This window comes from Rhizobium sp. OAE497 (assembly GCF_040546565.1).
In the GTDB taxonomy this organism is placed as follows: Bacteria; Pseudomonadota; Alphaproteobacteria; order Rhizobiales; family Rhizobiaceae; genus Rhizobium.
In genome coordinates, this window is record NZ_JBEPOA010000002.1 from 528,441 (window position 1) to 552,487 (window position 24,047).

Consider the following 24,047-nt stretch of genomic DNA (forward strand, 5'->3'; position numbering starts at 1 on the left):
AAACCCCGAATCGACGCCTCTCAAGGTTAACGGCGGCCCCACAGGGGTCGCCGTTAACCGTTTTGGGGTCCCAAACCCCTTGCTACTTCCTTAATTTTATTCAAATTTTAGCGTTCTGACCCCAAAAGGCCTTTCCAAGGTTAACTGTCCCTGAACATTTTTGGGTGGAAGCATAATCGGCTATATCTTGGTGGTTAAGGAAGTATTGCAATTCGACGGCCCGCGTAATTGATTGCACCTCAATTGTTCATTGGGGTACTGTCATGTCTATCGAAGATCTGCGCAATTCGAACGTTGATGGCGATCACGCTTCCCACGAGATGATCTCGGACGTTCACGAAACTGCAGGACGCGAAGATGCCAAGCTTCCTGAGGTCGAGCGCGTCGAGCTCGCCCAGGCTCAGAGCACGCCGCAGGTAACCGATCAGACCCAGGGTGGCGAGCAGTCGCCGAAGACCGACCGCGTCGAAGCCGCCCCGCCGGCTCCGCAGGCCGCCGCCAACCCGAACGAGATTGTTCCGGATCAGAACAACGTGGCGCATCTCGCCGCCAACGTTTCGCTCGACGATATCCGCATCGAGGGTGCCAATCTGGTACTCGTCCAGCCTGACGGCACCGAGATCGTCATCGTCAACGGCGCAGCCCACGTCCCGACCTTCCTGCTCGGCGACGTCGAACTGCCCCGCGACACCGTCATCGCCGCGCTGAACGACAGCCACATCAACGTCGCAGCCGGCCCCGACGGCGGCGACAGCGCATCCGCCGCAGCCCCGAGCTCCGGTGCCGAATTCCAGGACACCACGCCCGGCGGCGACGATGCCCCGACGGAACTGGCGGCACTGCTGGCCGATACGCAGCAGCTGGATGGCGGGCCGGGTGGCAATGAAGAACTTTTCAACGGCAAGCCGTTCATCATCCCGTCGGGTCCGTTCGGTCTTGCTGAAACGACGACCGAAGGTGACGTCTTCAAGGAGCTGGTGCTTGAAGGTACGCTCGGCTTCAACGGCGGCAAGGACGTAGGCACGATCACCTCGATCGCGTTCAAGGGCGCTGTCGATGTTGATGGCCAGGACGATGGTGCTGATGTGCCGACCGGGCTGAAGTCTGGTGGTCACGATGTCACGATCACCGTCAACGGCCTGACGATCACCGGTACGATCCAGGTTACGACGATCGTTGATGGCCAAGAGACGACGAAAACCGAGACTGTTTTCCAGTTGACGGTTACCAATGCAGCTACCGGCGCGTTCACCTACACGCAGTCGCTACCGCTTGATCATCCGGATCACGGCCAGACTGGCGCCGACGATCGCCTGAGCCTCGACTTCAGCTACACGGTCACCGACAAGGACGGCGATAGCGCGACTGGCAGCGTTTCGGTTGTTGTCGCCGATGATGCTCCGACCGCGCATGATGTCACCGCGGGAATGACCGAAAACCAGGGTGCCGGAAACGACGAAGGCGCTGGTTTCACGGTAAGCCTTTCTGACGGCAAGGATTTCACCTTCGGTGCCGACGGCGGCTCGATCGCCTTTCATGCGCCGACGGTTACCGATGCGCCTGAAGGCGTCAAGCTCGGTCTGCCGGAGATCCAGGTAGGCAAGGACGGTCAGTCCATCACCATCATCCCGGGCACGGCGTTCGATGCTCTGGCCAAGGGCGAGACGGCACTCCTGCACATTTCCTACACCGTTACGGACGGCGACGGCGACACCGTCACCAAGGAGATCGCAGTTACGGTCACTGGCACAAACGATGATGCTGTCTTCTCGGTCGTTCCCGAAGTGAACACCGATGTCGGTGCAGTCGTCGAAGACGCGACGCAGCCTACGGAAGAATCGGCAGCCGTCGAAAAGACCTCGGGCACGCTTTCCTTTAGCGACGTCGATGTTCATGACACCCACACGGTCACCGTTGCTGCTCCGGAAGGGGCTGTCGGCACGCTGACCGCTGTCGTTACCAACGACACCACCAACGGCGGCGCTGGCAAGGTCACTTGGAGCTACCAGGTCGACGACAGCAAGATTCAATATCTCGGTGCTGGCGAGACCAAGGAAGAAACCTTCACGATCCAGCTCAACGATGGCACCAGCATCGTTGAGAAGGCGGTGACCATCACCATCACCGGCACGAACGATGATGCGATCATCTCCGTGACGCCGGACATTGATTCCGTCACAGGCTCCGTTGTTGAAGATGCTACCCAGCCGACTGAAGAATCGGCGGCAGTTGAAAAGACCTCTGGCACGCTCTCCTTCAGCGACGTCGATGTTCGTGACACGCATACGGTCACTGTTGCTGCTCCGCAAGGAGCGCTCGGTGCTCTGACGGCAAGTGTCGCAACCGACAGCGCCAACGGCGGCGCTGGCAAGATCGCCTGGAATTATGAAGTCGACGACAGCAAGATCCAGTACCTTGCTCAGGGGCAGACCAAGGTCGAGACCTTCACGGTTCAGCTCTTCGATGGGCACAGCACGGTCACGCAGACGGTCACGATCACCATCACTGGCACCAATGATGCGCCGGTTCTGGTTGCGGATACGAATTCAGTCGAGGCGTGGGGCTACGATCGCGGCAACCATTTCGATCTGGGCGACCCTCTTGCGTCGGGCAATGTCCTGTCGAACGATTCCGACGTGGATCAGGGTGACAAGCTGACGGTAACTGGCGTCTCTGCCGGTACCAACAACGGCGACGTCAGCGGTCATGTGGCCGACATCATCACGGGCAAGTACGGCTTCCTGGTGATGGGGGCGAACGGCAAGTACGTCTACACCTTGAACAACCTCGACGCCGATACCAACGCGCTTGCCAAGGGCGAGCACGACTCCGACGTGTTCACCTACACCGTCACCGACAAGTACGGCGCGTCGACGACGACAACGCTGACCATCGATGTGACCGGTCAGAACAACCGACCGGACGCCAACAATGACGTCAACACCGGCCCCGCCGTCGTCGAGTCTGGCGTCGGCCCGGGCAATACGCCGGTTGACGGTGTATCGTCTGCAAGCGGCAACGTTCTGACGAATGATACTGACGTCGACCACGGCGATACGAAGGTGGTGACCGGTGTTTCGGCCGGACAGAGCTGGCTCGGCTCGGACGTTTCGGGCAAGGTTGGAACGGTTGTCACCGGCACCTACGGCACGGTGACTATCAACGCCGACGGCACTTGGACCTACAAGCTCAACAACGCCGATACAGATACCCAGAAGCTGGGGCAGGGCGACCACGGCAAGGACGTGTTCACCTACACGATGCAGGACGCCAACGGCGCGACCTCGACGGCGACGCTGACCATCGACGTCACCGGCACCAATGACCGCCCTGTCGCAGTTGCCGACAGCAACGCTTCGATCATCGAATCCGGTGTGAGCCCGGCTGACGTCGCTTATGCCGGCGTTTCATCGGCGACCGGCAACGTGCTCACCAACGATACCGATATCGACAAGGGGGACACGAAGACTGTGACCGGCGTTGCTGCTGGCGGCAACACTGCGGCAGACGTTCTCGGCCAGGTTGGCTCGGTTGTTGCAGGCAAGTACGGTACGGTGACAATTGGCGCCGATGGCAAGTGGACCTACACGCTCGACAACGCCGACAAGGATACCCAGGCGCTGACGGTTGGCGAAAAGGTCGACGACGTCTTCACCTATACAATGCAGGACAAGTATGGCGCGTCCTCGACGACGACGCTGACCATCACGATCACCGGTACGAATGATGCGCCGGTGGTTGTTGCCGATACGAATTCGGTTGAGGCTGCGGGCGTCAACCCGGGCAACTGGCCGGATCTCGGCGATGCGTTCGCTGGTGGCAATGTTCTTTCGAATGATTTCGATGTCGACAAGGGCGACAAGCTGACCGTGACCGGTATTTCAGCCGGCAGCAACGGCGGAAACGATGTCAGCGGCCATGTCGCCGACATCATTGCCGGCAAATATGGCTCCCTGGTTATGGGATCGGACGGTAAGTACCTTTATACGTTGAATAATTTCGATGCCGACACGATCGCGCTTGCCAAGGGCGAACACGGCACTGATGTTTTCACCTATACGGTCACCGATAAGTACGGTGCCACCTCGACGACCACGCTGACAATCGATGTTACCGGTGCTAACAACCGGCCCGTCGCCAACGACGATGTCAACACCGGTGCAGCGATCGTCGAATCCGGCGTCGGTCCAGGCAATACGCCGATTGACGGCAACGCCTCGGCGACCGGCAACGTGTTGGCGAACGACACCGATGTCGACCACAATGACACGAAGGTGGTGACCGGTGTTTCGGCCGGCCCAAGCTGGCTCGGCTCGGACGTTTCGGGCAAGGTCGGAACGGTTGTCACCGGCACCTACGGCACGGTGACTATCAACGCCGACGGCACTTGGACCTACAAGCTCAACAACGCCGATACAGATACCCAGAAGCTGGGGCAGGGCGACCACGGCAAGGACGTGTTCACCTACACGATGCAGGACGCCAACGGCGCGACCTCGACGGCGACGCTGACGATCGACGTCACCGGCACCAACGATCGTCCCGTTGCCGTTGCCGACAGCGTTTCGACAATCATCGAGTCGGGCGTCGGCCCGGGCAATAATCCGATTGCGGGCGTCTCCACCGCGAACGGAAACGTTCTGACGAACGATACCGACGTCGATACGGGCGACAAGGCCAATCTCAAGGTTACGGGCGTTGCTGCCGGCAACAACACGGCGTCTGACGTTTCTGGCCATGTGAATGTGCAGGTAGCGGGCACGTACGGCACCGTGACGATCGGCGCCGATGGCAAGTGGACCTATACGCTCGACAACGCTGACAAGGATACGCAGGGTCTCGGCGCTGGCCAGAAGGCTACCGACGTCTTCGTCTACACGATCCAGGACACGAATGGCGCTTCGTCGACCACGACCCTGACCATCAACATCACCGGCACCAACGACAAGCCGGTCATTGCGAATTCCGATGCCACCGGCTCTGTCACCGAAGACGGCTTCAACGCCGCTGGCGCACATGTTGGTCAGAGCACGATCTCCGACACGCTGGTCAAGTCCGATGTCGATGCTGACGACAACACCACCAACGACCACTGGGGTGTTCTGGTCAAGCAGGGCCAGAACACGGTCGAGCTTTCGAACGTCAACGGCAAATACGGCACGTTCTCGGTCGATCAGAACGGCAAGTGGACCTACACGCTCGACGACGATCGCCAGGCGACGCAGGAACTGAACCTCAACCAGACTGCGACCGAAACCTTCACTGTGCAGGTCACGGACAGCCATGGCGCGACAGCGACCCAGCAGGTTGTTGTCACAATCACAGGCTCCAACGACAAGCCGGTCATTTCGGGTGGCGACACGAGTGGAACCGTCACCGAGGCCGGCGTCGACCGCTTCAACAACTACTATGCCGGCGATGCAAGCGAGAGCGGCACGCTGAAGAAGTATGATGTTGACGCCGAAGACGACGACACCAATGACAAGTGGTCGGTTCTCGCCCACGACCAGCAGACGCAGAGCAGCGTCACCTCGGTCTCCGGTACCTATGGTTCACTGACGATCAATCAGGACGGCAAGTGGACCTACAATCTCAACAACAGCCTTGCAGCAACACAGGGGCTGGGCCGTGGCGACACCGAGGTCGAGCGCTTCTACGTTCAGGTGACCGATACCCACGGCGCCACCACGACCGAGGTCGTCAAGATCACTGTCGTCGGCACCAATGATCGCCCGGTCGGAAACGACGACAGCTTCACCGTTACTGAATCGCAAATCGAGGCAGCGTCCGCCGGCAATAGGCTGACTGTCGGCAACGTCCTGACGGGCGCCGGCAAGGATACCGACGTCGATGGCGATACGCTGAAGGTGAGCGATGTCTCCAACGTCAAGTTCACCATCGGTGGCCATACCTTCAATGCTTCGGCGGTTCAGGGCCAGAATGACGTCTACAAGATCCACACCGGGAATGGTGATGCCTATCTGACGGTTTCGGAAAACGGCACGGTCAGGGTCTGGTCGGACTCGAACGAGGATCCGTTCAAGGAACTGGGCGTCAACGACACCGGCAAGATTACCTTCACCTACGAAGTGTCCGACGGCAACGGCGGCAAGGACACCGCGACGGCAACCATCAATGTCACGGGCACCAACGACACCCCGATCGGCAAGGCTGACAGCTACACGGTCAACGAGGACAACACGCTCACCGTCCAGGCAAATGCCGGCGTTCTCGCAAATGACAAGGATCCCGATCACGATGCGCTGACGGCGGTTCTGGTAACCGGCCCGGCCCACGGCACGGTGACCCTCAATGCCGATGGTTCGTTCTCCTACGTACCCACGACCAACTATAACGGTGAAGACAGCTTCAGCTACAAGCCGAACGACGGCATCACCAATGGTGCCCCCGTCGTCGTCAAGATCACCGTCGGTTCGGTCCTTGACCAGGTCTTCACCAACAATGGCGAAACGGTCAACCTGCACAACTTCGCAGCCGACCAGACGATGACCAGCCCGAACAATCCTTACTTCGAGGACGGCAACTATCTCAACGCCAAGGATGGCGACGACACGGTCTATCTGCCTGACGCAAAGGACGGTCTCGGCAAGACCTACGCCGACCTCTACGCGGCAGGTGGCACGTTCAACGCCGGCGACGGCAACGACAAGGTGATCGGTGGCGATCTCAACGATCGTATCGACGGCGGTGCCGGCGATGACGACATTTCGGGCGGCCTCGGCGCCGACAACCTCTCCGGTGGCACCGGCGACGATACCTTCCGCCTCGGCGTCGACCTGGTTGCTTCGGGCACGCGCTACATCGAACTCGGCGACGGCACGAAGCAGGCGATCGACATCACCGGCTACGCCGGCACCATGGATGTCGTCCAGGGCGGCGACGGCACGGACAAGATCGTGCTCGACAGCGGCGACCTGACGAAGGGCTTCCTCTACGACGCCTACAGCGCACCGAGCTACATCAACAGCGTCGAGGAAATCGACGGCACCGCGAAGGATGACATCATCCTCGTTGGCGCAGACTACCGCAGCGGTCTTGAAAACGGCGGCATCACGATCGAAGGCGGCGCCGGCAACGACATCATCGGCGGCGGCGCAGGCGACGATACGCTGCGCGGCGGAACCGGCGACGACCTGATCTCCGGCCTCGGTGGCAATGACACGATCGACGGCGGCGACGGCGACGACACGATCATCGGTGGAGCCGGAGCCGATCACATCCAGGGCGGTGCGGGCAACGACACCATCATCTACACCATCGGCGACGGCGCCGATGTCATCGATGGCGGCGAGGGCGATGACACGCTGAAGGTCACAACACCTGATGGCGGCCCGACCGTGACCGAGTACATCAAGGCTGTGGACGGAAACCTGCTGATCGCGCCTAGCGACGGTACCGACGCCAGCCTGCCGGAAGAACAGGTGCTGACGGTCAAGAACGTCGAGACCCTGGACATTGATGTGAAGGGTTATAACTGGCTGGTCTTTGGCCAGGGAGGCTCCGATCTCCATTCTGCAGGCATCGAGACGGTCAAGATCACCGGCGATGACAACGGCAATACTGTTTACTTCTCTAATGTCTCCTCGGCGACAGCCCTCGAAGCCAATCTGAACGGTGGCAACGATCTGTTCGTTTCCGGCGGTCAGGCGGCTGCGCAGCACGTCGATGGCGGCGATGGCGTCGACAAGTTCGACTTCACGCAGATCAGCGAGCAACTGAATATCGATCTCGAAAGCGGAGTGGCGATCCGCTCGTCGCTCGACGGCAAGACTGTCATTGCAACGGATTCGATTACGAATTTTGAAGATGTGTCCGGCAGCACCGGCAACGACACGATCCTCGGTACCTCCGGCGCCAACGTCATCGATGGCGGCAACGGCAATGATATCATCGAGGGCCGCGGTGGTGCCGACACGCTATCGGGCGGCGAAGGCAACGACCGCATTACAGCCGGCAGCGAACTGATCGCCAACGGCGGCTTCAAGGGCCCGGCTGAAGTGATGGTCAGCGGCGGTTCGGACGCGATCAATCTCGGTGGCGGCTGGAATGTCACCGACGGCAGCGTCGATCTGCTTTTCGTTCCCGGTGCTCTCAACGCCAAGTTCCCGGCGGGTGTGAACGCCGTCGACATGCAGGGCGTGTCGCAGGGCACGATCGCGCAAACCTTCGCGACGGTTGCGGGTCAGACCTACACCGTCACCTTCCTGCAGGCGACCAACCCGGATGCGCTCACTCATGGGCTGACGGAATCGTCGGTTACCGTCAATGTCGGCGGTTCGTCGCAGACCTTCGTCGATCAGGCGGACGCCGGAACGACATGGCAGACGGTCGGCGGCACCTTCATCGAGCGCACCGTTACCTTTTACGGCAACGGGCGACTCGACCACGCTGCAATTCGTGGCGGGCGGCAGCTCGGCTTACGGCTCGCTGATCGCCGAAGTTTCGGTCACCAGCGATGCTGCAAGCGCAGGCGCAACGCTCAACGGCGGCGGTGGCAATGACATCATCACCGGCGGCACCGGCAACGACATCATCGATGGCGGCACCGGCGACGACCTGATCCGCGGCGGTGCCGGCAACGACACCATCCACGGCGGCGACGGCGACGACTTCATCTCCGGCGGCAAGGGCGACGACACGATCTTCGGCGATGCCGGCAACGATACCTTCTCCTACAGCGCCGGCGACGGTAGCGATAAGATCGACGGTGGCGACGGCAACGACACCCTGCATATTGCAGGCAGCGACACCGGCTCGACCTTCAACATCAACGACGTGTTGATCGACGGCGTGAAAAACCTCGCCGTCAACATCGAAGAAGGCTCCACGGCCAACGCGGCAACGGCCGGCAACTACGAAGTTGCCACGACCAATGTCGAAGAATGGGTCGTCGAGGGCGGCAAGGGCGACGACACCTTCGTCGTCAGCGGCGACCTCTCGGGCACCGGCCTGGCAACCTCGACGATCACCATCAATGGTGGTGCGGGTAACGACACACTTGACGTGCGCAACTTTGCGTCCAGCCAGCATATCGTCTTCAATGGCGGCGAAGGCGGCCAGGACACGATCATCTTCAAGGCCGACTGGAAGGATGCAACGGTCACGCAGACCGCCACCGGCTTCGAAATCAAGATCGGCGACAATGTCTACGACGTTAACGGCACCGAGCAGTTCAAGTTCAACAACGGTACCGCAACGGTTCAGACCCTCATGGAAGCCGCGCCCACGGGCGTCGAGGGAACGCTGACCGTCGCCGAAAACTCCGTAGCAGGAACGAGCGTCGGAACGCTTGCCGGCACGGATGTCAACGGCGGTCTGGACAAGCTGACCTACGCATTCGTCGATGCCAACGGCCATGCGTCGCAGACCTCGGCCGACGGCAAGTTCGTCATCGATGCAAGCACCGGCGCCGTGACGGTCGCCGCCAACGCGTCGATCGACTACGAAACGACGCCTTCGCTGACGGAAACCGTGCGCGTCACGGATGTTCACAACAACTTCACCGACACGTCCGTCTCGATTGCGGTCACGGATGTCAACGAGGCGCCGCATATCACCGGTGCTCTTTCATCGACCGTAGCCGAGGGCGGGCAGCATATGCTCACCCTGGCCGAGCTCGGCGCGAGCGATCCGGATGCTTCTGACACCGGCGCTGCGCTCACCTTTACGGCAAGCTCGATCACCAACGGCACGATCCTGGTCAACAACCAGGCCTCGTCCACCTTCACCGCGGCTGATGTGGCAGCCGGCAAGGTCGTCTTCGTTCACGACGGAAGCGAAACCAGCTCCGCAGGCTTCAACGTTTCGTTGGCCGATGGCGGCGAGAACGGCGTTGGTCCTGACACCGGACACTTCAGCTTCAACGTAACGCCCGTCGACGATGGAAAGGCGACGCTGTCGATCAACGACAGCACGCAGCAGTCGGGCGCGCCGGTGGTCGGCGACGTCATCCAGGCTGGCATCGCGACGCATGATCCTGACAAGGGAGAAGGCACGGTTACCTACCACTGGCTGCGCGGCACGACCGAAATCAGCGGTGCGACCGGCTCGAGCTATACGCTGACATCGGCAGATGTCGGCTCGAAGATCTCCGTTTATGCGACCTATACGGATGGCCAGGGCTTTGCGACGACGACGGATGCGGTGGGTCTGTCCACCGCGGTTGTATCGCCGAACCACGCGCCGTCCGCTGCAGATGACATCGTCATCACGAATGCATCGAATATCTCGATCCCGGATTGGGCCCTGTTGCTGAATGACCGTGATCAGGATGGCGACAGCCTGCAGATTACCAAAGCAACCGGCCTCTACGGCGACACGGCAAGTCACTCTGCTGGAGCTGTTTCATTTGCGGATACTGTCACGGCATACTGGCCGCTGCCGATCGCAGACGGTGGTTCGCTCAAGTACACGGTGTCAGACGGTGCGGTGCCGACTGCCGGGACGACTACTGCGGAAGCTGACATCGAGCGCCAGTTCGGCGACCTTTCCGGCACTGACAAAACCGAAATCTTCGTCGGCAGCGATTTCGGTGAAACCATCGATGCCAAGGGCGGCGACGACGTCCTCCTCGGAAACGGCGGCGATGACGTGCTGAAGGGTGGCGCTGGCGCCGACTGGCTCTTCGGTGGTTCGGGCAACGACAGCCTGTACGGCGACCAGAGCGACGTTGTTCTGGATGGCGGTACCGGCACCGATACCCTCTATGTCGCAGGCGGCTTCAACAGCACCAGCGACGCGCAGATCGTTGCTGTCGAAAAGGTCGTGATGACCTCGGCAGGCACGCTCGACCTGTCGAAGCAGACCGAAGGCTTCATCATCAGCGGCTCCTCCGGCAACGATACCATCAAGGCTGGTAGCGGCGACGACACGATCAACTACGACATCGGCGACGGCGCCGACAACGTGGATGGTGGTGCCGGTAACGACACTCTCGCAATCCTCGGCGGCAGCGCCAGCGAGACGTTGGGTGTGACCGTCAGCGGCGGCAAGATCACGACGGTGGCAGGCGGTAATATCGCCAATGTCGAGCATATCACGCTGAACATGGACGGCGGTGGCGATGACGTGCTGACCTACGCCGGTACGGTGCAGGATGTCGCCGTAAACCTGTCGAACGGCACCGCAACTGGCTTCGACTCGATCGCTGGGGTGGATGATGTTACCGGCGGCTCTGGCAACGACAGCCTCACCGGCAACAGCAGCGCCAATACCCTGATTGGCGGCGCTGGCGACGATACGCTGACTGGTGGTGGCGGCAACGACACGCTGACAGGCGGCACGGGCAACGACACGTTCAATGTCGATAGCGGCACCGACGCCGTGACGGATCTGTCGGGCGGCGACATCCTGAAGGTTTCGCAGGGCGCCACGGCAAATGTGACCGCCACTGGCGACTGGACGGCGGCAAGCTCGAGCGTCAACAACGGCAGCGCCACGATCACAGCGAATGGCAACGACATCAACCTCGCAGCCGCTACTGGCAGTAACGGTTGGACGCTGACCAATAGCGGCAGCTCGACGGGTGTCACGTTGACGGGTTCGGCCAAGTCTGACTTGATCACCGGCGGTAGCGGCAATGACATCATCAACTATGTCGTTGGATCTGGCGCCGACACCGTAAATGGTGGCAGCGGTACCGACAAACTCGTCGTTACCGGCACTGCAAACAACGACACGCTTTCGGTCATTGTCTCGAGCGACAAGATCACCCAGCTTGCCGGCGGTTCGATCAGCAGCATCGAGCAGGTCACGGCCGATCTTGGCGGCGGCACGAGCGATACTCTGAGCTATGCCGGAACCAGCCAGGCTGTTACGATCGATCTGTCGGCAGGCACTGCGACCGGCTTCACGTCGATTGCCGGTATCGAGAACTTCGTCGGCGGCAACAGCAGCAACGACGTTCTGAAGGTGGGCGCTGGTTTCACCAGCACCGGCGACGGTCAGCTCTCGAGCATCGAAAATGTCGCGCTGACCTCTGCTGGCAAGATCGACCTGTCGAACCAGACGGAAAGCATCAACATCACCGGCACATCCAGCAGTGATACGATTATTGCCAGCACTGGCGGCGGCACCATCAATGCCGGCTTTGGTGGCGACACCGTCGTGATCAATGCGGGAACGCTTTCTGACAAGACCTGGATTGTCAATCTAGGCTCTGGCGACTCGGCCTCGGATACGCTGGTATTCAAGCATGATACAATCGCAAGCGGCCGGGACACTTTTGTCACCGTCAACGATTTTGGAACGAGTACGCCTGACAAGATCGCGCTTGTCGTCGGCGGTACGAGCGTAAGCGGCACGCTTCAAATTATTGATAGCCAAAATGAGGATGTTACATCCAGCAAGGTGCTGGAATTCTACAAGGCGAGCGGAAGCGTCGGGGCCTATATTACCAACAATCTGAATGACGATACCAATAATGGGGACGTCAAGACGATGATCGCCAATGGCATTCGTAGTATAGCCGCTGGTGTTTATGAGGTGGTTATCTATTCGGATGCTGGCAATAAGGCCGACGCTGGTATCTACTTGATGAATGTCACATCTTCGACAGGCGATCTGAGGACCAGCGGATTTACGCTCGATCACGTCATGACTATCGCCAATGTCGGTTATGGCAACCTGAGCGCCGCTAACTTTACGACCGCTCCATCCGCAATCGACCCCATCATCCTCGACCTCGATCACAACGGCGTCGCGCTGACCTCGCTCGACCAGGGCGTGCAGTTCGATATCAATGCCGACGGTCACAAGGATCAGATTGCCTGGACGGCCGGTAGCGATGGCATTCTGGCGCTGGATGTCGATGGCAATGGCAAGATCGACAATGGCAGCGAGATCTTCTCGCCGCACTTTGCCGGCGGCAACTATGCCACGGGTCTCGCGGCTCTGGCGACGCTCGACAGCAACCATGACGGCAAGATCGATGCGGCTGATGAGGCCTTCTCGAAGCTCACCGTCTGGCAGGACCTGAACCATAACGGCGTGACCGATGCCGGCGAGCTTTCGAGCCTTGCCGACCAGCATATCACCAACATCAGCCTGGACGCTGCGGCATCGAACACCTCGATCAACGGCCAGACGATCCTCTCGGAAGGCAGCTACCAGACGGCTGACGGCGGTCATGGCAGCTTCGTCGAAGTCGCCTTCGACACGACGCTCGGCGGCAGCGAAGACGGCGCTCATGCCTACTCGCTGATCGGTAGCAGCGGTGACGACGTGCTCTCTGGCGCCGGCGGCATGTACACCATCACCGGCGGGGCAGGGGCCGATACGTTCGTCCTTGATACCGACGCGCTGAAGGATGTGAAGCTTGCCGACGTGATCACCGACTACAAGGCCAGCGAAGGCGACACGCTCGATGTGTCGAAGCTTCTCGATACCTTGCTCGGTCACCAGGCGACGGAAGCCGAAGCCCTTGCCAGCGTCAAGACGACGGTCACCGGTTCGGATACCGTGGTCAGCGTCAACGCAAATGGCGGCTGGCACGATGTGGCGGTTCTCCAGAACACCACCGAGGCGGTCAAGATCCTGTTCGACGACAAGCACGACACGACGACCGCGCCGCACGTCGGCTAAACCGTCCTCATCTCAGACCATTGGAAAAGGCGCGAAAGCGCCTTTTCTGCTTTCAAGCGGCCGGCAACCGCCCGATCGAGATCGGCTCGTCGTCGCCACCCGCATCCATCGCCAGCTCTCCCGCCATCTGCCTGATCCGATTGAACTCCGCCGGGCCGTCGAAGATCGCGCCACCGAGCTTCAGGTCGATGGAGAGCGGGTTCTCGTCGGCGGCGAAGGCGGCGGCGGAGACGCGCTCGCGGATGCGGTTGGCGATGTCGACGGCGCTTTCGGGGGCGGCGCCCGGCAGGAAGATGCCGAGCTCGTTGGTGGCGAGCCGCGCCACCAGATCGCCGCTGCGCACCGAGGACTGGATAATGGCGGCGAGCGACTGCATTACTGTATCGGCCCATTGCGGCCCGTAGCGGCGGCTGATCGCGTCCAGCGGATCGACGACGGCGGCGATCATGATGCCGCCTGAGTCGGTGGCGATCCGCTTGCGCCGGTCGATGTAATGCTCGACGGATGCGGCAAAGGCGGTGCCGTTGAGAGCGCCCGTCGCCGCGTCGTGGCGGGCCGAGTAATTAATCCGTTCGTGTAGCTTCCGGATTTCAGCGTTTTTGCTTCCGATTGCTGCAAGCAGCGGAAATGCAACAAACAGAGAAATTGAGCATGTACTGATTAAACCTACCAAAAATGGTCGGTCCGGCATAAGAAGGTTTAAGATAAGTAAAACCCCAGCGGACCCAACGAGGCATCCTGATGCTCCGAATGCGGCCGTCCGCAGGGCTTTTACTGAGGGCAGGGAGTAATTCTTTCGGAAATTCATGGCGCGCAATATCCGTTTCCAGTACGGATAGAGCTAATCAGCTGCGGGAAAATTGGGGATTAAAAAATCCTGTAAAATTGTTCCTTTAGTGTGTGATCTCTGTGAATTAACTGTCTTCGAAGGAATGTCCCGCTCTACAGTTGGAGTGTGGAAATGTTGGTGATACTTGTTTGCCGAAGAACAGCTTCGGTATATGGGTTTCGCCCGGTGAATCTGAGATGTTGAGGGGCATCAGTCTTGTTTAAAGGCAAAAGAATTTTTGCGGCTCTGTCCGCTACCGTTGCTTTCAGCTTCGCGTTTTCGATTAACGCCGATGCAATGACCTTGCAGCAGGCGATCGAAAAGACGATGAAGACGAACCCGCAGATCTTGCAGGCTGCCAAGGATCGTGAAGCTGTCGAATTTGAACTGCGCCAGGCACGCGGCCTTTACTTGCCGTCCGTGGATCTTGAAGCTGGTGTCGGCCGCCGCAGGCTGTCCAATTCCAGCACAGGTACGCTGACGTCGGACCATGATTACCTGAAGCCGGGCGAAGTTGGTCTTACCGTTACGCAGACGTTGTTTGACGGCGGCAGCCGCCGCTCGCAGGTCGAGCAGCAGGCCGCCCGCGTCGATGGCGCCTCGTTCCGCGTTCTCGAACGCTCGGAAGCGCTCGCCCTCGAAGTCACGCAGGATTATCTGGAATACATCCTCCAGAACCAGATCGTGAAGGCGGCGCAGGATAACGTCGGCTTCCACAACCAGATCCTCGGCAATATCGAGCAGAGCATCAAGGGCGGCACGCTCACCGATGCCGACCGTCTGCAGGGCGTCGAGCGCCAGCAGGCTGCTCAGGCCCGCCTCCAGGAAGCCAAGGAAGAGTTGGAAGCGACCCGCATCCGCTTCCTCCAGGCCGTCGGCGAGCCGATCACCAATGCGTCCACCCCGCCGTCGGTCAGCAAGTTCCTGCCGAAGACGCTGAATGACGCGGTCTTCGTCGCTGCCAAGAACAGCCCGCGCATCTACTCGGCCAATGCCGATGTCGATGCCGCTGATGCCGGCGTTCGCGGTTCGCGCGCCAACTACCTGCCGAAGGTCGATCTCGAAGGCACCGCCCGCGTCGGCGATGACATCGATGGCGACGAAGGCAACACCAACGACTATCAGGTTCGTGTCGTTGCCCGCTGGAACCTCTATCGCGGCGGTATCGACACGGCCCGCGAGCAGGAGCAGATCCGCCGTGCCGGCGAGCAGCGTTACGCGCTGGCTCAGGTGCAGCGCGAAGTCGAGCAGTCGGTCCGTTCCGCCTGGAACGAGCGCACCAGCCGCGGTACCCTTGCCGGTATCCTCGGTAAGCAGGCGCAGACCAACGCCCAGCTCGTTTCGTCCTACCGTCAGCAGTTCGGTGTCGGCCAGCGGTCGCTGCTCGACGTGCTGGACGCGCAGAACACCAATTTCAACACCAGAGTTCTGGCAGACACGGCGCGCGTTGCCTCGCTGTTTGCCGAATACAAGATCCTGGCCGCCTCCGGTAACCTGCTTCAGACCATGAAGCTGCGTCCGGTCGAGCAGGCCAAGGCTTATGCGCGGGAAGAGTTTGTTGTCCCCGCGGGCGTCGCTGATCCGGGTTATGTCGAGCTGCAGTCCACGCAGAAGGCTGGCATGCCCCTGGACCTCCTAGCGCCAATTCGACAGCAGTAGTCGACACGGCCATGGAACAATGCTGAACGTAGCGCTCGAAACTTCCAGCGGCACGCCGCTGCAAACATTCAAAGCCGCTTTCAAGTCTGTGGCTGCGTTCTATGGCCGTCCATCCTCGGACACGGTGCTCTTCTCCGGCCTGCCGGATGAGATCACCGAATCGCTCGAGGTCGACGATGTCGAGCGCATGGCCGAGCGTATCGGCCTGCAGGTGATCAAGCACGAAGAGCGCGATTGCCGCACCGGCAATTTCGACTGTCCGGCGATCGTCGCGTTCGCCGATGGCGGCGTGCTGCCGCTGCTCGAGATCGCTGAAGACGGCTCTTACGTTACCGATATCGTCGCGATCCCGGGTGCGCCGATCCGCATCACGCGGCAGGAGCTCGCGGCGCTGAAGCCGCATACGGCTTTTGCCTTCACGCTCTATTATCAGAACGCTTCGGAAGAGGCGCTTGTCGGCAATGCCGTCGAGATCGAGAAGCGCCACTGGCTGGCAACGACGCTGGCGCCCTACTGGCGCACCTATGTCCGCGTCATGGTCGCCGCGCTGTTCATCAACCTCATTGCGCTCGGCTCGCCGCTGTTCACGATGAACGTCTATGACCGCGTGCTGCCGAACAAGGCGATCCCGACGCTCTGGGTTCTCTCGGCCGGCATTTCGCTCGCCTATCTCTTCGATTTCCTCCTGAAGACCGCGCGTTCCTCGCTGATCGATTATGCCGGCCGCAAGGCGGATCTGCGCCTGTCGCAGATGATCTTCGACAAGGTGCTGAACTCGACGCTCGCCTCGCGGCCGATGTCGACGGGCGAATATGCCAACCGCGTCACGCAATATGAGTTCGTCCGCGAATTTTTCACCTCGAACACGATCGGCGTCCTCATCGACAGCCTCTTCGTGTTCATCTTCCTGTTCGTGATCTATCTGATCTCCGGCTGGCTCGTCGTCATTCCCGCCGTCGCTCTGGTCGCCTCCGTCGCCATCGGCCTCTGGGCGCAGGCGGCGATCGGCAAGCGCATGGCAACGGCGGCGAACGAGGCCTCGCGCCGCCAGTCGCTGCTGGTCGAGACGATCTCGACCATCGAAACGCTGAAGAGCCTGCGCGCCGAAGCCACCATGCTGCGCCGCTGGCAGGAACTGACGAAATATTCGAGCCGCACCAGCGAAGACATCAAGCATATCTCGACCAATGCGATCAACACGACGATGCTGATCCAGCAGATGGTCAGCGTCTTCATCGTCATTGCCGGCACTTACGAATTCTCCGAGGGCCGCATCGCCATGGGCGCTATCGTCGCCACCGTGATGCTGGCTAGCCGCGCCGGTGCGCCGCTCGGCCAGATCGCCATGACGCTGGCGCGTTTCCGCCAGGCCACCATGTCGCTGCGCATCCTCGACAAGATCATGGAACAGCCCGACGACCGGCCGTCCACGGTCGGCTTCGTCAACCGCCAGATCGCCCATGGTGGCTTCAGCTTCCAGAACGTGTCGTTCCAGTATCCGGGCTCGGATCACCCTGTCATCAACGGCCTGTCCTTCAATGTCCGTCCCGGCGAAAAGATCGGCATTATCGGCCGCATCGGCTCCGGCAAGACGACACTCGGACGCCTGCTCGATGGCCTCTTTGCGCCGGCTGCCGGCCGCGTGCTGATCGATGGCGTCGATATCCGCCAGTATCACATGGCGGAAGTCCGTTCGGCCGTCGCTGTTGCCGGCCAGTCATCGGATCTCTTCTCCGGCACCGTCAAGGAAAACCTGCTGATCGGCCGCGCCGATGCCACCGATGAGGAGCTGCTGCAGGTTGCCCGCATCACCGGCGTCGATGAATTCGTCGGCAATCATCCGCGCGGCTTCGACATGCCGGTCGGCGAGCGCGGCACCAATCTGTCGAGCGGCCAGAAGCAGGCTCTGACCATTGCCCGCCTGTTGCTCACCAAGCCGAAGATCGTCTTCCTCGACGAGCCCTCCGGCGCCATGGACCTTGCGACCGAACGCCACCTGATCTCGCGCCTGTCGAATGCCTTCGGCCCCGAGACGACGCTGCTGATCGCCACGCATCGCCACAGCATGCTGGAACTGGTCGATCGCCTGATCGTCATCGACAAGGGCAAGATCATTGCCGATGGCCCGAAGCAGGCCGTCATCCAGGCGATGCAGCAGCCGCGTCCGGCCGCCGCTGCCCCGGCAGCTTCGGCTGCCGCAGGAGTTGTCCGATGAGCCGCGCCCAGATCGACAATCCGCCGCTCTTTGCCCGTGCCATTCTGGCGCTCTGCGCCCTGCTGATCGCGAGCTTCCTTGCCTGGGCAGCCTTCGCCAGCATCGATGAGATCGCCCGCGGCGAGGGCAAGGTCATCCCGGTCTCGAAGACGCAGATCATCCAGTCGTCGGAGCCCGGTGTCGTCCAGCAGATTGCCGTCACGCTCGGCCAGGTTGTCCGCAAGGGTCAGCTGCTGGTGCAGCTCGACAATACGACGACCGCCTCGACGCTCGGTGAATCCGTTGCCAAGGCCCGCGCGCTCGGCGCCAAGGTCGCCCGTCTGAAGCTCGAGGAAGCCGGTCTCTACGACACGAAATTCGTCTGCCCTGCTGAGATTCTCTCCGTTGCCAAACCGGTCTGTGACAACGAGGAAAACCTCTTTGCCGCCGACCGTGCGAGCTATGAGAACAAGCTCGGCGTTCTCCAGGAGCGCGTCAAGCAGCGCGAGAACGAGCTCAACGAAGCGCATGCCAACATCGCCCGCCTGACCGACAACATCGACGGCGCCAAGCGCCAGTACGATCTGATCAAGCCGCTGAGCGACAAGAAGCTGGTCGCCCAGACCGAGATGCTCAAGGTCGAGCGCGATCTTACCGACCAGCAGGGCCAGCTCAAGGTCTATCAGGAAAGCATCGATCGCCTCGAAGCTGCCGTTCAGGAAGCCAAGCTGCAGGTCGGCGATCTGGCGCTGGAGCTGCGTCAGCAGGCGCTTACCGAAAAAGCCACGACACTGGCCGAGCTCTCCGTTGTCGACGAGACGATCCGTGGCGCTTCGGACCGCGTCAAGCGCACCGATATCCGCTCGCCGGTCGATGGCATCGTCAATACGCTCGAAGTCAACACGATCGGCGCCTATGTCGATCCCGGCCGCGTCATCGCCGGCATCGTGCCGACAGCCGATACGCTGCTGATCGAAGCGAAAATTTCGCCGCGCGATGTCGCTTTCGTCCGCCGCGGCCAGCCGGCCGTCGTCAAGATCACCGCCTACGACTTCTCGATCTTCGGCGGCCTCGAAGGCGTCGTCGAGAATATCTCGGCGGACAGCCTCGTCGAGAAGGAAAAGGGCGAAACCTATTACCTCGTGCAGGTGAAGACCGACAAGTCGGAGCTCTCGCGCAACGGCAAGGCCTATCCGATCATCCCGGGCATGGTCGCCTCGGTCGAGATCATGACCGGCAACAAGACTGTGCTGAGCTACCTCCTGAAGCCGATCAACAAGGCGCGCTCTGAAGCGCTGACGGAGCGGTAGATGCTGATCAGCAAGGCCGCCGCAACAGATCTCGCCAATGCTGAGCCCGTCGAGGAGCAGCTGCCTGCTATCGACGCCGAAGAGATCGAGCCGCGTTTCCGCGCCGTTGCCGGCCGGGGCGGGGAGCGCCGTGGCATTCGCCTGGAACGGATCTATTGGGACGGTCTCGGCCGCATGTCGTCGGCCGGCAAGATGACGACTGCCGATCTCGTGCATCACACCGCGGCACAAATGCCGGAAACCGGCAATCTCGCCTCGTTGCTGCGCGTGCTCAGCTTCAAATGGGCGCTGAAGCGTCTCGATACGGTTGAGGACGTCTCTTCGATGGCCAATCTGAATGCGCTGATCCAGGCCTCGCCGTCACCGACCATCCTGCTGACGCTGGACAAGAAGATCCAGCTCTTCAACGACGCCTTCCTATCGATGCTGCGCCACCGGCTGCCGATGGGCGATGCGGCGCAGCTGACCAAGAGCCTGCGATTCTCGATCGATACGCAGATCGAGGATGCGATGGCAACGCTTGCGATGAACAAGGGCAAGACGCTGAACACCGGCTTCAGCATTGCCGCCGGTTCGCAGGCGATGAAGGGCCAGATCAACCTGGCGCTGGCGCCGACCCACGAAAAGCCGATGCTGGTCGGCTATATCTCCCGCTACTGATCTAACTATTTGATTTCGGTGTGATCGTCAGATCCGAGCCATGGGCTGCGCGCAGTTCTGTTGCGGCTTCCGGCGTGCGGTCATCGGCCTTGTGCAGCAGCATTGAGCTGTAACCTTCGGCATGGGTGCCCTCGATCAGCGTCACGTCGGCATTGCCAGGGTTGTCGGAGTGTTCGAACCAGTCGATGCCGTGATGCAGGAAGTTCATCTCGAAGGCCCGGTTGGTGACGCCGTGGCCGACGATGATGGCGGTATCGTTGCCGCGGCCGATATCGTGCATCACCGTCAGCAGGAAGAGCCGCACGCGCTGCGCCACATCGGCCCGGCTCTCGCCATCCGGCGGGCGGGCATAGAACTTGCCGCTATTGTTGCGCAGCCGCGCCCATTTCTCGAATTCCTCCGGAAATTTCCGCCGCTGCTCGGCGCGATCGTAGATCTCGGTGAACAGCCCGAAATCCTGTTCGCGCAGCAGGTAGTCCTCAAGCACCGCGCCGACGGCGGCCGTAGGCAGCGCTTCCAGGATCGCATCCTTGGTCTGGCGGGTGCGCAGATAGGGCGAATGCCAGACGGTGGCCTTTGGCGCGGCGTCGGTGAGACCGGCGAGATAGGCCGCGATGCTCTCTCCTGCCGCCAGCGCCTGCCGGTAACCCCACTCCGTCAGCGGGACGTTGTGATCGCCGAACTGGCGATAGGCGCTGTCGCTGAGATTGCCGAGAGATTCGCCGTGTCGAACGAGAAAGATGCGCATGTGATGCCATGGTGTTGCGGATGGCCGCTATCATACGGGGGTAGAAGTGGGGTGCAAGGTTCCTCCACTTCCCTCATTCGTGTTGCAAGCACAGGGATGGGGAGTGACGTTCGGAAACAAAAAGCCGGCCTCAAAGGCCGGCTCTTGCACTCCGCTCGATATCGCCTGAGGCTCAGTAGGGGACACCTTCGCCAGGGGCGACTTTCTCAAGCGGCATGGCGGAAGCCACCTGTTTGTTGCCGGCGCGCAGGCCGTGGAGATAGCCCTTGCCCGATGTGATCGAGTAGAGCGGCTGGTAGTCGGGCAGGCGATTGTCGGTAAGAACCTGGTCGCGCATGTTGTCGAGGATGAAGTAGTTGCCGTTAACGGCGACCGAGAGCACGGCGTGGTAGAAGTGACGCTTCTGGTCGAAGAGAACCACGATCGACATGTCCTTCATGTCGACGCCTTCGGCCTTCAGCGCCGCCATCTTCAGGATCGCGAAATCTTCGCAGTCGCCCTGCTGGCGGGCGAGCGTTTCCGATGGCGTCGCCCAGTAATCGGCGACCTTGTAGGTCTCGATATCCTTACGGTAGCGGATCGCGTGGTTAACGGCGGCGTTGACAGTGTTCAGCTTGTCGCGGATCGAGGCCTGCGATGCCTGGCCGAGGGCGGCCTTGATCACCTGCGCGGCGTTGGTGCAGCCCTTGGCGTTGCAGCTGATTGCCGCACCGCTTTCCATTTCGGCGAGCGACGGCGCGAAGCGCTTCACGGCTGCAAGCCGCTTGAAGGGAATGGTTACCGAGCCGAACACCGCATCCTTCGAGGCCGCGGGCTTGGCCGGCATGTCGGGCTTGATCGAGGCGGTCGTCTGCGGCTCGTCCACCTGTTGCGGCCGTGCAATGGCGGCAAGATCAATGCGCTGGAAGCTTGCCGCGATGCCGCTGTAAGCGGTCTCAACCATGCCGTAGAGGCCGGATATACTTGCGGCACTTGCAAGTGCAGCCAGTGTATTTTCCGAAGCAACGCTGGCATAGGTCGTTGCAGAAATCTGCGGGGAAACCAACGGTCCGGCGTTTGCAGGCGCCGAACCAAGAAGAGATGTTAAAGATGCGAAAGTAAAAGCTGCAAGTATTTTTGATTTTGTGCTGCGCTTCATCGGATTTTTCTCTCACTGTTTGAGAGTAATGTACCGATTAGCTATAAATATGCGGTGTGGAAGCTTGGGAAATGCAAGTATAAATATTCCGGTCAAAGACGCATAAAAGTTTAGCGTTTGCGTCAACCAAGTTTGGGGGAATGGTTTGATTTTCGCGCCCGCCCGGTGCAGAAATAAGCCCATTCTAAAAAGGCCGCCAAAGGCCGCGACATCGCATCCTCGGGGGAAACAGTGACGCCGCATCTGAATGTGAACACCGGGCGCCCGCATGGTTTACGCCAGGCGGCTCTCAAGACGTCTGGTGCGATGCGCCGCATGGTTCCGGTTCTGGCGCTCTTGGCTGGCGGCTTTCTTGCCGGTTGCCAGGCGGATGGCGATGGTCTCTCCAACACGGTCAAGAACACCGATATCAAGGCGCCGTCCAGCGATGTCGAGGAAAGCTTCGGCGAGACCGGCGCCGAGATCACCCTGCTGATTCCGAAGGGCGCAAGCGGCATCTATGAAGGTGAGGCCCGCGATATCCGCGATGGTGCAGCGCTCGGCACCGGCGAAGTCGGCAACGGCCAGGTCTTCGTCAAGGTGATCGATGTCGGCAGCGGCCCAGCTGCGGTGGCGTACGCCGTTTCCGCCGCCAAGGGGCGCAATTCGGCGCTGCTCGTCAGCTTTGCGCCGCAGGCGACGGCCGCCGCTGTCGCAGCCATTCCCTCGGCTGAGCGTCCGCCGCTCATCAATCTCGGCGCCCCGGTCCCGACGGCGACGGGGAGTGTCTATAATTTCGTCTCCGACGAGACCGACAGCGCCGCCGAAGGCGCGCGCACGGCCGTAGCCGGCGGGCACAAGAAGGTTTTCGTCTTCGCGACGACCGAGCTGACGGCGATGGGCGAGGCGGAGATTTCGAATGCCGTTCGCGCCGGCGGCGGCACCTATCTCGGCTCGGCGCGTTATGCGCTCTCGGATGCTTCGGCCGCCGATGCTGTCGCCAAGAGCAAGGCGCAGATGCAGGGCGCCGATACCGTCGTCGTGCTCGGCAAGTCGGTTATCGTCACCACGGTTGCGGGCGCGATCAAGGCCGCGGGCTTCAACAATATCACGCTGGTCGGCACCAGCGGCTGGCCGCAGCAGTCTTATACGAGCCCGTCGGTGCAGGGCGCGCTGATCGCCATGGTCGATCCCGAGGGCGCCTCGATGATCTCGGAGCGCTACCAGCGCCACTACCGCCGCCCGCTGACAGCCAATGCCGCCTATGGTTACGACGCGGTGGCGATCGCCTCCGGCATCATCCGCACCAAGGACGCCAAGGCGCTGACCGCGGAGAACCTGACCAGCAAGACCGGCTTCCGCGGCATTACCGGCCTCTTCCGCCTGAACGCTTCAGGCGGCGTCGAGCGCAAGCTCAGCCTGTTCACGCTGACGGGCGGCAAGCCGAACCTGTTCGTGGCGGCCCCCAAGGCATTCTGAAGCCATCCCGCGGTTTGCCCGGCGGCGGCTTTGGAGCCCGCCTCTGTCTGCAAACCAAGGAGATGGCCATGAAGCGCCTGGCATCCTGTTCCTGCGGCAAGCTCTCGGCCACTGCCGAAGGCGATCCGCTCACCATATCCGTTTGTCACTGCACCGCCTGCCGTCAGCGAACCGGCAGCGCCTTCGGCGTCGCCGTCTTCTTCGACAAGGGGAGGGTGGACTGCGCTGGTGTCTCGGAGACCTACAGCCGCCTCGGCCGGAGCGGCAAATCGATCACCTTCCACTTTTGCCCGTCCTGCGGCTCGACGGTCTATTGGCTGCCGGAATTTCGCGACCAGCTGATTGCGATTGCGCTCGGCTGTTTCGAGGAGCCGGAAACGCTGACGCCAAGGCAGAGCGTCTTCAATGAAAACGCTTTGCCCTGGGTCGCACTCGATATCCCCACCTGA

11 protein-coding genes are annotated in these 24,047 nt (G+C 61.1%); 8 read left to right on the plus strand and 3 right to left on the minus strand.

Annotated elements, in window-relative coordinates; all coding sequences use genetic code 11:
• Window positions 1-263 precede the first annotated feature (263 nt).
• Window positions 264-8,522, plus strand: a complete 8,259-nt coding sequence (locus tag ABIE40_RS22025; RefSeq protein ID WP_354541108.1) for a cadherin-like domain-containing protein — start codon at window positions 264-266, stop codon at window positions 8,520-8,522.
• Window positions 8,419-13,602, plus strand: a complete 5,184-nt coding sequence (locus ABIE40_RS22030) for a beta strand repeat-containing protein (RefSeq protein ID WP_354541109.1) — start codon at window positions 8,419-8,421, stop codon at window positions 13,600-13,602. The genes ABIE40_RS22025 and ABIE40_RS22030 overlap by 104 nt, the downstream gene beginning before the upstream one ends.
• Before the next feature lie 52 nt (window positions 13,603-13,654).
• Here ABIE40_RS22030 and ABIE40_RS22035 read toward each other — a convergent pair whose 3' ends face one another.
• Window positions 13,655-14,410 carry a GGDEF domain-containing protein gene (locus ABIE40_RS22035; protein ID WP_199625905.1) on the minus strand — a complete coding sequence of 252 codons (756 nt, stop codon included), beginning with the start codon at window positions 14,408-14,410 and terminating at the stop codon, window positions 13,655-13,657.
• A gap of 318 nt (window positions 14,411-14,728) precedes the next feature.
• Here ABIE40_RS22035 and ABIE40_RS22040 point away from each other — a divergent pair, with 318 nt between their 5' ends.
• The 4 genes from ABIE40_RS22040 to ABIE40_RS22055 are packed head-to-tail and all read left to right on the plus strand — an operon-like array spanning window position 14,729 to window position 20,254.
• Window positions 14,729-16,090, plus strand: a complete 1,362-nt coding sequence (locus ABIE40_RS22040) for a TolC family outer membrane protein (RefSeq protein ID WP_130280653.1) — start codon at window positions 14,729-14,731, stop codon at window positions 16,088-16,090.
• 19 nt (window positions 16,091-16,109) lie between these two features.
• Complete coding sequence (locus ABIE40_RS22045; RefSeq protein ID WP_199625757.1) at window positions 16,110-18,305, plus strand: type I secretion system permease/ATPase; 2,196 nt, start codon at window positions 16,110-16,112, stop codon at window positions 18,303-18,305.
• Entirely contained in the window at window positions 18,302-19,594 is a 1,293-nt protein-coding gene (locus tag ABIE40_RS22050; RefSeq protein WP_199625758.1) for an HlyD family type I secretion periplasmic adaptor subunit, read from the plus strand. Before ABIE40_RS22045 ends, ABIE40_RS22050 begins: the two co-directional genes overlap by 4 nt.
• On the plus strand, window positions 19,595-20,254 hold the full coding sequence (locus ABIE40_RS22055; protein WP_199625759.1) for a ribbon-helix-helix domain-containing protein: 660 nt from the start codon (window positions 19,595-19,597) through the stop codon (window positions 20,252-20,254).
• A 1-nt stretch (window position 20,255) separates the two neighbouring features.
• Here the strand turns inward: ABIE40_RS22055 and ABIE40_RS22060 are convergent, their stop codons facing one another.
• Window positions 20,256-21,002: a histidine phosphatase family protein gene (locus ABIE40_RS22060; RefSeq protein WP_199625760.1), complete on the minus strand. Its 747-nt coding sequence runs from the start codon at window positions 21,000-21,002 to the stop codon at window positions 20,256-20,258.
• Between the two features lie 172 nt (window positions 21,003-21,174).
• Window positions 21,175-21,945, minus strand: coding sequence for a transglutaminase-like cysteine peptidase (locus ABIE40_RS22065; RefSeq protein WP_354541110.1), 771 nt, complete (start codon window positions 21,943-21,945; stop codon window positions 21,175-21,177).
• 426 nt (window positions 21,946-22,371) lie between these two features.
• Between ABIE40_RS22065 and ABIE40_RS22070 the strand changes: the two genes are divergently transcribed.
• Both ABIE40_RS22070 and ABIE40_RS22075 read left to right on the plus strand, forming a co-directional pair.
• On the plus strand, window positions 22,372-23,598 hold the full coding sequence (locus ABIE40_RS22070) for a type 1 periplasmic-binding domain-containing protein (RefSeq protein WP_354541111.1): 1,227 nt from the start codon (window positions 22,372-22,374) through the stop codon (window positions 23,596-23,598).
• 68 nt (window positions 23,599-23,666) lie between these two features.
• The gene (locus ABIE40_RS22075) at window positions 23,667-24,047 is read left to right on the plus strand and encodes a GFA family protein (RefSeq protein WP_199625762.1); all 381 of its coding nucleotides are present in this window, start codon (window positions 23,667-23,669) and stop codon (window positions 24,045-24,047) included.